Origin of the sequence: Methanobrevibacter sp. (assembly GCF_017468685.1) — an archaeon.
GTDB lineage: Archaea > Methanobacteriota > Methanobacteria > Methanobacteriales > Methanobacteriaceae > Methanocatella.
The window spans coordinates 101,480-115,254 of sequence record NZ_JAFUHT010000077.1 but is presented as its reverse complement, the minus strand read 5'-3'; the positions used below and the strand labels follow the sequence as shown (position 1 = coordinate 115,254).

Below are 13,775 nucleotides of genomic sequence, written 5' to 3'. Positions count from 1 at the left end.
CTAATTTTATAGACTTAAATTCCTTAGTTGTATAATTTGGTAGTCCTATTTTTGAATTATTTGAAAATATTTTAAAAAAATTATAAACTGATTAAATATAATGCATTAAATATAAGATTTTAAAAAATAATTTATATAAAAAATTAGAAATTTATATCTAACATTTAATTTAAATTTTTTAAAGGAGAGTTTATGATAGATATAGTTTATATATTGAATCAAATTGATGGAGTATTGTACTTTCCAATATTGATTATTGTCATGGCAGTGGCAGGATTGTATTTTACTCTAAAAACCAGAGGAGTGCAAATCAGACTGTTCGTTGAATCTTTAAGGATACTCTTTGAACCTTCAGGTGATGAAAGTTCTGTATCATCCCTGCAGGCAATGCTTGTATCTACCGCTTCAAGGGTTGGAACCGGCAACATTATAGGTGTTTCAACTGCAATATGTCTAGGTGGACCTGGAGCAGTATTCTGGATGTGGCTTATGTGTATAATAGGTGCATCTTCAGCATTCATTGAAAGTACTCTTGCACAGATTTTCAAAAGAATGGATAATGACGGAAACTTTTACGGAGGACCTGCATACTATATTGAACAGGGCTTGAAAAAACCTAAAATCGCAGCACTGTTCTGCATATGTTTAATTGCTACATATGCATTGGGTTTCAATTTACTGTGCTCATATAATCTGCAGTCAACCTTTATGGATTATTCATTCTACAATCCTGCAACCACCCCGATGATTATAGGTGCGATACTGGCCATAATAACCGGATATTGTTTGCTTGGAGGAGGTAAAAGAATAATTAAGGTGACAAATACCATTGTGCCATTAATGGGTGTTTCTTATGTTATTGTATCATTAATCGTCATCCTTGTAAACTATTATAACATTCCGGCAATGTTTGCTTTGATTTTCCAGAATGCATTTGATTTCCAATCAATCTTTGCAGGGTTTGCAGGTTCATGTATAGTATATGGAATAAAAAGAGGACTGTTCTCAAATGAGGCAGGTGTGGGATCTGCTCCAAATGCATCCGCATCAGCGACAGTTTCACATCCTGCAAAACAGGGATTGGTACAGACATTATCTGTATATATTGACACATTGCTTTTATGTACTGCAACTGCACTGATGTGTTTGTCAACAGGCGTTGCAAGAAATGCTGCCGTTTCAGGAGCCCCATATGTGCAAAGTGCAATCGGAAGTGTTTTCGGCACTGCAGGACCAATATTCATAACAGTTGCAATGGTGCTTTTTGCATTCACCACGTTGCTTGGAAACCTATACTATGTGGATAATGCTTTAATCTATTTAAATCGCAAAAACAAGCCTTCAAAAAGATTCATGAATATATTCTATGTCGCAGCTGCTTTCATAGTTTTTATTGGAGCCATTATTCCAATGGATGCCGCATGGGCAATGGCAGACATTACAATGGGTCTGATGACACTGATAAATCTTCCTGCATGTGTTTCATTGGGCAGGATTGCTGTTGACTGTCTTAAAGATTATGAAAAGCAGAAAAAAGAGGGAAAAGATCCGATATTTGATGCAACGGATATTGATATTGACACGAAAATGTTGGATACATGGTATTAGTGTATTATCATACACTTCCCCTATTATTTTATATCAAAGAAATCTATTTTTATTTCAATAGTTGAATATCTAACTTATTATTTTAATAGTCATAATTCTTTTTAAATTGATTGTTGGTTGATTTTTATTTAAAAACAAATGATACATCTAACTTTTTTTAGAAATATAAAATATTTAATTGCAAAAATCAAAAGTCAAACAGGGTTTTTTGAGTGATTCTTTTAATTTTCAACTCATCATTTAAATAGAATTTATCATCCAAATTATCATTAATTTTATTGTAGTCTTTCAGGTGAAGAATATCCTTAAGGCACCTGTAACCATCATATTTGGAGACAATAATCTTTTCAAAGTTAAATGAATCCCAGACAACATAAAAAGATTGAATAATCCTATTTTTCCCAATTTTTTCATTTAAAAATATCAGATTGTCATAGGTTTCAATATCAATTCCGACATGACTTGTTAATTCATTGACCTTCCAAATAGGATTTAAATTCATACAGAAACTTTTAAGGACATACTCAAGCATTCTTTTGTAATTTTCTTTAATGAAAAAATGATTTGCCAGAATTTGTGTATTTAAAATATAATTACTGTGGTGTTTATCTTCAATTGCTTTAGAAATATGCTGCTTTATAAATTCAACAGGGATTTTAGCTTCCTTTTTTCTGAAATTATCCATATAATATTCATTGAATTCATCAAAGTAATAGTTTTCAAACAGATAATCAGTGAAAATATTCATTCTTCTTTTCTTGTTTTTATAAAATATCCTGGATTTTGAAGACAGATAATAGTCCTGACCTAAAAGCCCATTTTCCAATATTTTCTCTTCGATTTTTTCTCTTTTTCCAGAAGCTTTAAGACCTTCTTTTTTAAGAATCTTTTTTAATGTCTTGGTATTATACTTTTTAAGCTGCCTAGTCTGTTCATTTTTATTCGCTTTATTTAATATATATTTATTTTTAATCAGATAATCCTTCAGATAGTCCTGTGATAAATTATACTCATTTGCAACGACACGAACTGCTCCGTCAATTGATACGTCACGCTTAAAAACCAGATATATGAAATCAAATGTAAACTGCATTTTTGAAGTATCGTAATCTCTAGGCACGTCATTTGAGTATTTAAGGGAAAACTTTTCTGTCATAATTAAAACTATTTTTGTCAATCATACTTATTAAACATGATGAAAAGCTTATGGAAATTATCTGTATCAAATTTCTTACATGAAAATTTAAATAAACAGTTAATTAATATAATACATGAATATAATTCAATTTTCAAGAGATACTATGACATCAAAAACATTAGATACAAAAACACGAAACCTGATACTTCTATTATTTTTAATAGGTGTATTTATGGGCTCACTTGACACAGGAATAATAGGTCCTGTGCTGCCATCAATTGAACAGACATTCAACTTAACCAGCAGAGAATCCAGTTGGATATTCACATTATTTGTAATCACGTTCATGATCGGATCACCTGTACTGGCCAAATTTTCTGATTTTTACGGTAGAAAAAAGATTTTCATACTGGATGTGGTGCTTTTTGGTATCGGATCATCTTTAATTGCATTTTCACCTAACATAGAAGCAATATTTCTTGGAAGAATCATTCAAGGATTCGGTTGTGGAGGATTATTTCCTGTAGCCGGAGCATTTGTAGGAGATGCATTCCCATTAAAAGAAAGAGGAAAAGCATTGGGAATACTTGGAAGCGTATTTGGAATATCTGCTATTGGAGGACCATTGGTTGGTGCTGCATTAATACCATTCGGTTGGCATTGGTGCTTTACAATCAATATTCCGATAAGCATATTCCTTATAGTATTTGCATACTACATCCTTCCGGGCAATGAAGATGACAGAAAAATGAAAATAGACTATGTTGGAATCGTTATTTTGAGTCTGCTTGCAATATGTCTGGCATATGGCTTAAACCAAATTGACTCAAGTAATTTCCTAAACAGCCTGCTGTCATTTAACGTGTTGCCTTTCCTGGTAATATTCATAATATTGCTTCCGATATTCATTAAAATAGAAATAAATGCAACTGAATCGATCATACCTATACACATGTTGAAAAACAGTGAAATAGCCATTGCATGCATTGAAACTTTATGTTATGGCATAATCTATTCATCTGTTATTTTTGTCCCGTCATTGGTAATCCTATCAATGGGATTGACTAATCAATTTGCCAGTCTGATGCTGATTCCTATTTTAGGGGCAAATGCTGTTGCAGCACCAATTCTCGGTAAAATCCTTGACTCAACAGGATCACGTAAAATCATGATGGTTGGAACATTGATATTGGCAATTGGTTTGATTGTTATTTCAATATATCCAGGTAATTTAATTTTATTTATCATTTCCGGTCTTTTGGTCGGTGTTGGTCTTGTAACCATTATTGGAGCACCATTAAGATATATTGTCCTATGTGAAGCAAAACCTTATGAAAGAGGTGCAGGTCAGGCCATCGTCAATATGCTTTCAAGTGCCGGTCAGCTTATAGGCGGAGCGTTGATTGGAGGAGTGATTGCATCATTTTCAGGCATATTGGGATATACTATTAGCCTGATTTTAGCTTCCGCAATTGCATTAATTGCATTCATATTCACTTTAAGGCTAAAAAATCGTGATGAGCAGATTGCAACCATGAAAGCTAATCAATAATTGTTTAAGTTAATTTAACTTAAACATCTATTCTTTTTTTTAAAATAATCCAAATGTATGTTAATATGGCTGATGAGATAATTGCTAATAGAGTTGGACCTAAAAATATTGAATCCAAACTAACTGTCAGCTGATAAACGATAAAACCAACAAACCATGAAAAAACATTCCAATACCAGTCTTTAACATTATTATTGTCATTTCCAAAGTAAAATGAAACCAAAAGAACAGCAGCCATCGGACCAAATACTGAACTAATCAGGTATAAGAAATTGATATAATGGTCCATTATTCCGGAAATTGCCAACAGTGCACTTAAAATACTTACAATAACTCCAGTGACCTTAGGGTCCAGGCTGTTGAAAATGGCCTTTGCGGATTCTCCTGCTGAATTGGTTGCAAGGAAATTGGTTGTGACTGTTGAAAGAACCATAATTATCACTCCAGGAATTCCAAGTCCTGCAATGAGAATTGCCTGTGAAATGCTTGTGGTTCCAATGCCTACAACTTCTACGCCGATAAAATACATCCAAAGACTTGCAATGGTATATGCTATAGCTGAAACTGCAGTTGCCTTAACTGGCTTTTGTGCATCTTTAGTATAATCTGAAATAACCGGCAGCCATGAAATTGGCATTGCAATGGAGATTTCAAAGATGTTCCAGAAGGTTAATGAATTCTTTACAGGTAATGTATTATATGCATTAAATCCCAATAGCTTAAAAGACAATAATATCAAAAGTACTGTTAAAACAATCATTACAACACTGGTGATTTTTGATGAGCGTTGAAGACCGATGAACACCCAAATGGCAACCAGTATTGCCAGAATAAAACATATGGCGGGGAAAGGTATTCCTAAATTCAGGCCCAATAATGCCAGTGCTCCCTGTGCATTTAAAACTGCAACCCATGCAATAAGCTGCAGGACATTTAGTGATGCGAAGAATTTTGAACCGATATTTCCGAAAGTTGACTTGATTGATTCCATTGCATTTACTCTAAGGCGGGCTCCAATAAGACCAACTAAAAAAAGCATTATTCCTCCAACTACATGTCCGAGTATTAATGGAACCCAAATTGAATTTATTGGTGCAGCTGAAGCAATCTGCACTCCCGCTTCAATTTCTGATACTGAAATTGCAACTCCAAACCATATTATAGCATTGGTGAAAAGTCCGGTCCGATATATATTTTTACTGTCTTTCATTTTAAACCTAAAAATAGTTATTATTTAGAAACGAGACATTACCAATCATTCAAATCCTGATTGGTCATATTTATATTTAAAGGAGTAAGACTCGGGCATTTTTCAACAAAAAGTGCATATCCGTCGCTTCCTTCATCATATTCCTTAACAAGATCCGAGACAATCATTATCAAATCATCGCTTGGCTGGTTTTCATCCAATGGATAATTGAATATTTCAGCTTTATCCTCATCATATTTGTCTATAACTTTCTTATCAAGCATTTTATGGGATAAGTGAGTTATTTTAACCTCTTCTGATTCATAATTGGTTGGAACATTTAGATTGAATAAGTCCACATTTTCAGGAAATCCTTCCTCAATGATTTTTAAAACAATATCATGCAATACCTTTTTTGCCAATTCAAAGTCATATTCCACATACCATTCTCCATTTTCATCCTGTTTATATGCTGTTTTTGGATCTATGAATAATGAAACGGCAATTGCAGGTATGCCCAGACTGACTGCTTCAAGTGCCGCACATACTGTTCCTGATGAGGTTATATCACAGCTAATGTTTACGCCCTGATTTATTCCTGATATGACCAAGTCAGGTTTTTCATCCATTACATATTTTGCCCCTACCACTACTGAATCTGCAGGGCTTCCTGATACGGAATATGCCTGACTTCCATCTTCTAGCTTGTATGATTTGATATTTAAATGCTTGAATAAGGTTAACCTGCGACCAACACTGCTATTGTTTTCATCTGGTGCCACTACATATACATTTGCCAAATCATCTACGGCCTGTTTTGCAGCTAGTATTCCCGGTGCGTCAACTCCATCGTCGTTTGATATTAGAATATTCATAATCTTTAAAACCTTCTGTCTTTAGTTAATATTATATATTTTATATATTAAAATAATTATTTAAATATATAACAATAGTTATATTTATATAGTATAACAATAGTTATATAATTACATCAATCTTTTTTTAATGATTATAATAAAAAATACTATCAAAAACTGAATCAGAAATAATCATTTTAAAAGATAGATTAAACAAAAATAAAAAGGTGATAAAAAATGAGTTTAATAGAAATAATCAAAAATTCAATCAAATACCCGTTAAATGACTATACAAAATTCTTAATTGTTGGAATAATATCCTTAATAGCAGGCTTAACAATAGTTTTACCGCAATTCCAAGTAACTGATACAATAATATTATCAATTGCAGGAATTATATCATTAATTTTTGCATTGATTCTTGGAGGTTACTCATTAGATGTAATTAAAAAAGGAATTGAGGATTCTGATGAAATACCTGATTTCAATATTGTAGAAAATATTGTAAATGGAATTAAATCAGTGATAGTGAGCATTGTATACTTAATTATTCCAACAATTATCCTAATAGCATTAGCAGTGGTAACCGGTGCAATCGGAGCAAGTTTAGACAATATTTTAGCATCTCTTGGCATACTAGCAATAGTTGCAATAATCATATATATCCTATTCGGAATTTTAGAAATTGTAGGATTAGCAAGATTAGCAAAAACAGGAAGCATTTCAGAAGCATTAAGCTTTGGTGAAGTGTTTGCAGATGCAAAATCCATCGGAATAATTAACATAATTGCATTCATCATTCTTGTTGCAATAATCATATTTATTATAGCATTAATAGGTGGAATAATCTCATTAATTCCATATATCGGTTTTATAATTGCTACAATTTTAGTTGGTGGATTTTCAGTATTATTCTACGGTAAAGCATTAGGTTTATTATACTCCCAAGTATAATTAAACCAATATTTTTTTTATTTTTTTAATAATTTTTTAACTTCTTTTTCATGTTCAAACAATACACAACCACCTTCATGATGATCCATTAAAAGACCATTACTTCTAAGTGATTTAAACAGGTTTGACTGCAAAGCATCCAAAACTGATGTATCTTTAACATTAATATCAGAGTATGGTGAAGCAGGACAAGGTTCAGCACCGCCATGTGAATTGATATGGAAAAATCCGCGTCCGGCAGCCAGGCATCCTCCGCTTTCTTTTTCATCACCAGGAAAAGACATAAAAAGCATGTCATCATATCTGTCTCTCAGATTATTTATTTCAGATAACAGATAATCTCTTTGAGAATCTGTTATTGTTAAATCAATCGTGTCAGCATCGACAGGAACAAACTCGATAAAGAACAATACCTTACATCCCAATTCATATAATCCATTGATATAATCTTTACTGAGTGCATAATCAAGATTGTCTTTAGTGATGGTTATTGATGCGCCAAAAATCAAATCATTATCATTCATATAATTCATGGAACTCATCAATTGGTCATAGACCCCGTCACCTCTTCTAAAATCAGTCAGTTGCCTGTCACCCTCAATGGACAAAATCGGAATAATATTTCTATGCTTATCTATCAATTTAAAGTATGAATCATCAAGCATGGTGCCATTGGTAAAAACAGGAAACAGTATTTCAGGAAAATTGCATGCTTTTAAAATCACATCTTCACGAATTAAAGGTTCACCACCTGCAAGAACAATGAAATTAATTCCCAGATCTCTTGACTGTGTGAAAATATCTTCCCAGTCACTATCTGAAAGCTGTTCAATTGCAATATCGTCACTGCAGTTGTCATTGGCACGGGAATAACACCCTGTACAGTGAAGATTACATCTGCTTGTAATGCTTGCAATTAAAAAAGCAGGTATGTTAATGCCCTTTTTTTCGTATTGTTTTCTAATTTTCGATGCTTTGCGACTATATTTTATGAATTTAGCTAAAAACAAGGTTTCTTTTGGATTTTTAAATGTAGCAGAAATTGCATTTTTAATAATATTTTCAGCACCATTTGCCAAATATTCCTGCAGATTAAAATTTTCCGCCACATTAACACCAAATTTATTCAAATTTATCCAATAGACCATACAATTCAGGAATAGCCTGTTCGAATTTGACTCCATAAGTATGGGTTTCATCGCCGATTGTTTTTTCAATTGCCTTTTTGGTGAATTCTCCAGCAACTTTTGCAGCAGCTTCTGGAGTTTTTCCAATCATGGTTGACCCAACAAAAGCGGACGCAAAAACATCTCCTGTTCCATGGGATAAATAATCGATTTTATCATTGTAGACAAAATTAAGAGTATCTTCTTTTTTATCCAATACAATCATTCCCATTTCTTTTTGTCTATGATTGTCTCCTTTAAGGATCACATATCTTTTAGTGAAATCAGATAACTCTTTAGCCATTTCAATCATTTCTTCTTTTGTGAAATCTGGTTTCCATGGCTTATGTAATATGTAGCATGCTTCTGTAGTGTTTGGCAGAATGTAATCTCCCAATTTACAAAGCTCTCCCATTTTATCAGCAAATTCCTGATCGAATGTGGAGTAAAACTCACCATTGTCTGCCATAGCAGGGTCAACGAAAACCAATCCATCAGGGTTTAATCTGGAATCAATAATGTCTTTAATATAATCCAACTGTTCGGCTGAAGCAATAAATCCAGTATATATTGCGTCAAAAGATATGCCCTCACTTTCCCAATGTTTTTGAATAGCAGGAAGGTCTTCTGTTAAGTCCCTAACAGTGAAACCTGTAAAACCTGATGTGTGAGTGGATAAAACAGCGGAAGGTAATATTGCAGTTTCTATTCCAAAAGCAGAGATAACTGGAAGTGCTACTGTTATGGAACATTGACCATAACATGAGATGTCTTGGATTGTTAAGATTTTTGTTGTGTCATTCATTTAATTTTCACCGTTTTATATTCTTTTGATTTAAATCAGTATTTATATGTATATTCATAATATATATAAAGATTTTTAGCACAAAACTGTACATTAACTTTATAATATGTCAAATTATAATATCTAATATAGTAGGTGTTATATTGTTTAAAAAATTAATATTCCTGTTTTCAATCATCTTAATTATATTATTGGCAGTGACCAGTGTTTCAGCTGAGGACAACAGTACTCTTGAAATTGTTTCAACTGAAAATACTATAAGCTCTTCTGCAACCATTAATGTAGCTTCAGATTCATTTACTGCACTTCAAAATGAAATTTCAAACGCCAATCCCAAATCCACATTGTATATCAGCGGCAAATATAAGTATGATAAGAATACTGATTCCTCACTCAAAAACGGAATTGTAATCAATAAGGATTTGACAATATACGGTAAAAATGACTGCACTATCGACGGATCAGGACTAGCAAGATGTTTGAATATCAAATCCGGCTGCACTGTAAAACTAGAAAATGTTAAAATTAAGAACGGATATTCAACAAGCGGTGGAGGTGGAATTAAGGTAGGTTCAAACTGTAAATTAACCATTAAGAATTGTGAATTTTCTAATAATGTTGCAGACAATTCCAATGGTGGAGCAATTTTGGCAGGAAAATCATGCACCATTAAAATCTATTCTTCCACATTTAAAAAGAATAAAGCAACAGATTTAAAAAAGCCTAACGGTAACATAAAAAAACGGGGAATGGCAGGTGCAATTCAGGTGTCATATAACTCTAATTTAAAAATATATGATTCCACTTTTAAGCAAAACACTGCATATCTATCAATAATTCTTGTAATAAGTTATATCGATTCCGTTAGAAAAACAAGCACTCTATATATCAATAATTGCTTATTTAGTAATAATAAAGTAAAACAGTGCGGAGTAATATATCTGGATGAATATGGAAAAGGAAGCATCCTTAATTCAGTTTTCTCTAAAAACACTTCACCTGATAATGCAGGCACTTTAGTGTTTGATTCATCAATCTATGCATTGGTTAAAAACTGCTATTTTTATAAAAACAAGGGATATAAAGGCGGTGCAATAAGCTTAAAAATATTTTCAAAAAAGGATCTGTCCCATGTGAAAGTAATCAATTGCAGATTCACAAAAAATTATGCATCAGTATATGGTGGTGCAATTTATGCGGTAAGTGGTGCGTTAACAGTTAAAAATTCAAGATTCACTTCCAATAAAGCAGAAATATTTGGTGGAGCTATCTATTCACGATTGGGTAAATTATCACTATCCCACTCAAAGTTCACTAAAAACAAGGCACGATATGCCGGGGCATTATGTCTTGCATGTAAAAAATCAACCACAAAATACTGCAGCATAACAAAAAACAAGGCGTATTATCTGTATGGTGCATATTATTCAATAAGTAAAAATAAGGTTAGCAAATGTAACATTAAATCAAATAAAGTGTTCAAATATTGCAAAATATATTTTTACAAGTCTGGAAAATATATTAAGGTTAAAGTAACTGACAATGAGGATAAAACTGTAAGTAAATTTGTTCGATTAATTTTTTATGGTTCAAAAAAGATTAAAACAAAATATTACAATACTTCCGATAAAAAGTATAAAAAGATTAAGATTCCAAAATCAGTCAGAGGTTCATATAAAGTTACTTTAAAAGTTAGAAAAGCAAAATATTTCCCTAAATCAATCTATATTAATGTTTAATCATATCTAAAAACTTTTTAATTATTAAAAATATAAATTATATTACATTATTTATATTTGGGGAGATATGAAAATGCAGAATTTAATTGGTAACACACCAATGATTAAGATTAATTATGAATATAATGGAAAGAAAGGTAGTATTTACTCTAAACTTGAATATTACAATTATACTGGAAGTATAAAGGATAGGATTGCATTATATATTTTACAAAAAGAAAAAGAAAATGGCAATTTAGCTGAAGGCCAAACAATAGTTGAAGTGACTAGCGGAAATACCGGCATCTCTTTTAGTGCAATAGGTGCATTTTTAAATCATGAAGTGCATATTTTCATGCCTGATTGGGTTTCTGTCGAGAGAAGAAATCTAATTGAAATGTACGGCGCTCATGTCCATCTTGTATCTAAAGAGGAAGGCGGTTTTAAAAAGGCACTTGAACTTGCAGAAGAATTCGCTATTAAAAACAATGCATTCAGACCTCTGCAATTTGACAATCCTTTAAACACACAAGCCCAATATAACACAACCGGTAAAGAGATTCTTGATAAGGTGCCTGACATTAATGCATTCGTTTCAGGAATTGGAACTGGCGGAACATTAATGGGTATAGGTAAACGATTAAAGGACAATAATCCTGATTCAAAAATATTTGCACTTGAACCGTCAACATTATCCATATTAAAAATGGGCATGGATGAGGGATCACATCTCATTGAGGGAATTGGTGATGATTTCATTCCCAGTATTGTCGATAGGGATTTGATTGATGATATAGTTTTAATTCATGATTGTGATGCAATCAATATGTCCAAAAGAATATCACGTGAATTTGGGTTGGGAATAGGCATTTCTAGTGGTGCTAACTTTTTAGCAAGTGTATTGATGGATAGTGATGATTTAAAAATCGCTACTGTTTTTGCAGATGATAATAAGAAATACATTACTACAAAATTGTCTGAAAAAGTAGATGATAATCCGGAATTAATTTCTAACCAAATTAAATTAATCGGTTTCGATGTAATTTAATTATTTTTTTAATAAAATAGAATTTTTAGGTATGCCTAAATATTTATATACTATTATAATAAATATAATAACAGAGTACTTGAGTTTTATTCATGTTAAAAATATGGAGGATTAAAATGATTATAGGAATTGAAAACCTAAAAGAAAAACAGAAAGAAGAAGAAAAATCAGAATAATGTTAAAAAATAACATTATTCTATCACTATTATACTATTTTTTTCATATTATTGCTTTTAATGATTTCAGAAATTTTGATATTGGGATTTCTGTATCGTTCGTTAGGATTTAACTCATCATTAATGGTTAATGTATTTGTTTTACAGTGCTGCACACAACCTAAACAGAAGTCGCAATTATCACCAATCTGAGGGCGGTCATCTAAAAAGGAGATATTTCCCCTAGGACAAACCCTTGTGCAGATTTTACACAAACTGCAGTCCTCACCAACCTGAATGTGGTATTTTTCAGTCATTGTTGTTTCTAAAAAAACTTCAATGTCAGGCTGGTCAGTGAAAGGCTTTTTGTCAAAAATATAGTCTTTTTTATTTAAAATATCATCTTTAATAACATCAATTTGACCATCAACATCCAAATCCTTTTTAATTTCCTTTTCATGAGCCATATCAAAAACAGGAAGGAAATTGTCAATCATCAAAACAGAATTGGTATAATTAACTTTAATTCCTCTATTTTCAAACGTTTCCTTCATTATCCTTAAGGCGTTCTGATCGCCATCGGAACCATAGGAAGTTATTAAAAAGAAGTAATCTGCTTTAATTTTAACTTTTTTGATAAATTCCCTTAGGCTTTTAGGAGAAGTTGCAAAAAATACGGGAAAAACAATGCCTACAATATCATCTTCAATGTCATAAATCCCGTTTTTAATTAGCTGAGGAATGCTTAAAAGCTCTCCACCCAATCTTTTTGAAATATAAAGGTTATTTCCTGTTGATGTATAGTATAAGATTTTCATGTTTTTTAAAAAAATTATGAAAGTATTTATTCTGGATAAATACTTTCCGGAGGATTTTCCAAATCCATTATATATTTGTTTTCAAGGTTTTCAGGACCTAATGGAGTATGTGTTGACAGATATACGGTCGGATGATTCATGATGAATTCACGAATATTATCCAATGTTTCACGAGCCTTTTCGATATTCTCAAAAACAATTGATAACTTGTTTTCATACAATGCCTCATCAGTATATGTAACGTCTCCATGAATCATGTAGAATATGTCATCATCTTTTACAATTACGATACTGTTACCATTGGTATGACCGATTGCTTCAATTAAATATACATCATCAATAATTTTTTGCGCATTGCTGAAATTATAATATTCGTCATCATAATCAACAGTTACAATATTGTCTCCATTCAAATCTAATGCTTCAGCTTCGGTTTTTGAAAGATAAACTTTTGCATTAGGGAATTGCTTTAGCTCACCGGAGTGATCAGGATGCTTGTGGGTTAAAAGAATTTTAGTTACATCTTCCTTTTTATATCCTAACTTTTCAAAAGCAGTCATATAATCACTGATTCTTTCACCATTATAAATCATGACTGAATCATCTGCTTCAGGATCAGGAAAATCGGAAGGTATTCCAGTGTCAACAAGGATAACTTCATCTCCTGTATCAATCAGATAATTATTGATGCTTGCCCTATATCTTATTGATGCATCAAAGTTTTCAATACCTTCTTCACCACCAAAGGCAAAAGGCTGCTTCATAAA

General features: G+C 32.2%; 12 protein-coding genes. 5 read left to right on the top strand and 7 right to left on the bottom strand.

What is annotated here, in order from left to right; all coding sequences use genetic code 11:
- Positions 1–192 precede the first annotated feature (192 nt).
- Positions 193–1,608, top strand: a complete 1,416-nt coding sequence (locus tag IJ258_RS10195; protein ID WP_292806540.1) for a sodium:alanine symporter family protein — start codon at positions 193–195, stop codon at positions 1,606–1,608.
- A gap of 187 nt (positions 1,609–1,795) precedes the next feature.
- Here IJ258_RS10195 and IJ258_RS10190 read toward each other — a convergent pair whose 3' ends face one another.
- Complete coding sequence (locus tag IJ258_RS10190; RefSeq protein ID WP_292806538.1) at positions 1,796–2,764, bottom strand: hypothetical protein; 969 nt, start codon at positions 2,762–2,764, stop codon at positions 1,796–1,798.
- A 145-nt stretch (positions 2,765–2,909) separates the two neighbouring features.
- On the opposite strand from IJ258_RS10190, the gene IJ258_RS10185 reads away from it, so the two are divergent.
- The gene (locus tag IJ258_RS10185; RefSeq protein WP_292806536.1) at positions 2,910–4,298 is read left to right on the top strand and encodes an MFS transporter; all 1,389 of its coding nucleotides are present in this window, start codon (positions 2,910–2,912) and stop codon (positions 4,296–4,298) included.
- Between the two features lie 19 nt (positions 4,299–4,317).
- Here the strand turns inward: IJ258_RS10185 and IJ258_RS10180 are convergent, their stop codons facing one another.
- Positions 4,318–5,508, bottom strand: coding sequence for a cytosine permease (locus IJ258_RS10180; protein ID WP_292806534.1), 1,191 nt, complete (start codon positions 5,506–5,508; stop codon positions 4,318–4,320).
- Positions 5,509–5,546: 38 nt separating this feature from the next.
- Positions 5,547–6,362, bottom strand: a complete 816-nt coding sequence (gene surE / locus IJ258_RS10175) for a 5'/3'-nucleotidase SurE (protein ID WP_292806532.1) — start codon at positions 6,360–6,362, stop codon at positions 5,547–5,549.
- 219 nt (positions 6,363–6,581) lie between these two features.
- Here surE and IJ258_RS10170 point away from each other — a divergent pair, with 219 nt between their 5' ends.
- Complete coding sequence (locus tag IJ258_RS10170; RefSeq protein WP_292806530.1) at positions 6,582–7,298, top strand: DUF4013 domain-containing protein; 717 nt, start codon at positions 6,582–6,584, stop codon at positions 7,296–7,298.
- Between the two features lie 17 nt (positions 7,299–7,315).
- Here the strand turns inward: IJ258_RS10170 and IJ258_RS10165 are convergent, their stop codons facing one another.
- Both IJ258_RS10165 and IJ258_RS10160 read right to left on the bottom strand, forming a co-directional pair.
- Positions 7,316–8,407, bottom strand: coding sequence for a radical SAM protein (locus IJ258_RS10165; protein WP_292806528.1), 1,092 nt, complete (start codon positions 8,405–8,407; stop codon positions 7,316–7,318).
- Positions 8,408–8,420: 13 nt separating this feature from the next.
- On the bottom strand, positions 8,421–9,269 hold the full coding sequence (locus IJ258_RS10160) for a pyridoxamine kinase (protein ID WP_292806526.1): 849 nt from the start codon (positions 9,267–9,269) through the stop codon (positions 8,421–8,423).
- Positions 9,270–9,412: 143 nt separating this feature from the next.
- Here IJ258_RS10160 and IJ258_RS10155 point away from each other — a divergent pair, with 143 nt between their 5' ends.
- Positions 9,413–11,008 (top strand): right-handed parallel beta-helix repeat-containing protein, encoded by a 1,596-nt coding sequence (locus IJ258_RS10155; RefSeq protein WP_292806524.1) that lies wholly within the window; start codon positions 9,413–9,415, stop codon positions 11,006–11,008.
- A 73-nt stretch (positions 11,009–11,081) separates the two neighbouring features.
- Complete coding sequence (locus tag IJ258_RS10150) at positions 11,082–12,035, top strand: PLP-dependent cysteine synthase family protein (RefSeq protein WP_292806522.1); 954 nt, start codon at positions 11,082–11,084, stop codon at positions 12,033–12,035.
- Between the two features lie 205 nt (positions 12,036–12,240).
- Here the strand turns inward: IJ258_RS10150 and IJ258_RS10145 are convergent, their stop codons facing one another.
- Both IJ258_RS10145 and IJ258_RS10140 read right to left on the bottom strand, forming a co-directional pair.
- Positions 12,241–13,008, bottom strand: a complete 768-nt coding sequence (locus tag IJ258_RS10145; RefSeq protein ID WP_292806520.1) for an EFR1 family ferrodoxin — start codon at positions 13,006–13,008, stop codon at positions 12,241–12,243.
- Between the two features lie 26 nt (positions 13,009–13,034).
- On the bottom strand, positions 13,035–13,772 hold the full coding sequence (locus IJ258_RS10140) for an MBL fold metallo-hydrolase (protein WP_292806518.1): 738 nt from the start codon (positions 13,770–13,772) through the stop codon (positions 13,035–13,037).
- Positions 13,773–13,775 lie beyond the last annotated feature (3 nt).

Excerpts from the sequence above, each read along its gene's own strand:
- IJ258_RS10195 (WP_292806540.1), top strand. The coding sequence starts at position 193 with ATGATAGATATAGTTTATATATTGAATCAAATTGATGGAGTATTGTAC.
- IJ258_RS10190 (WP_292806538.1), bottom strand. The coding sequence starts at position 2,764 with ATGACAGAAAAGTTTTCCCTTAAATACTCAAATGACGTGCCTAGAGAT.
- IJ258_RS10185 (WP_292806536.1), top strand. The coding sequence starts at position 2,910 with ATGACATCAAAAACATTAGATACAAAAACACGAAACCTGATACTTCTA.
- IJ258_RS10180 (WP_292806534.1), bottom strand. The coding sequence starts at position 5,508 with ATGAAAGACAGTAAAAATATATATCGGACCGGACTTTTCACCAATGCT.
- surE (WP_292806532.1), bottom strand. The coding sequence starts at position 6,362 with ATGAATATTCTAATATCAAACGACGATGGAGTTGACGCACCGGGAATA.
- IJ258_RS10170 (WP_292806530.1), top strand. The coding sequence starts at position 6,582 with ATGAGTTTAATAGAAATAATCAAAAATTCAATCAAATACCCGTTAAAT.
- IJ258_RS10160 (WP_292806526.1), bottom strand. The coding sequence starts at position 9,269 with ATGAATGACACAACAAAAATCTTAACAATCCAAGACATCTCATGTTAT.
- IJ258_RS10150 (WP_292806522.1), top strand. The coding sequence starts at position 11,082 with ATGCAGAATTTAATTGGTAACACACCAATGATTAAGATTAATTATGAA.
- IJ258_RS10145 (WP_292806520.1), bottom strand. The coding sequence starts at position 13,008 with ATGAAAATCTTATACTATACATCAACAGGAAATAACCTTTATATTTCA.
- IJ258_RS10140 (WP_292806518.1), bottom strand. The coding sequence starts at position 13,772 with ATGAAGCAGCCTTTTGCCTTTGGTGGTGAAGAAGGTATTGAAAACTTT.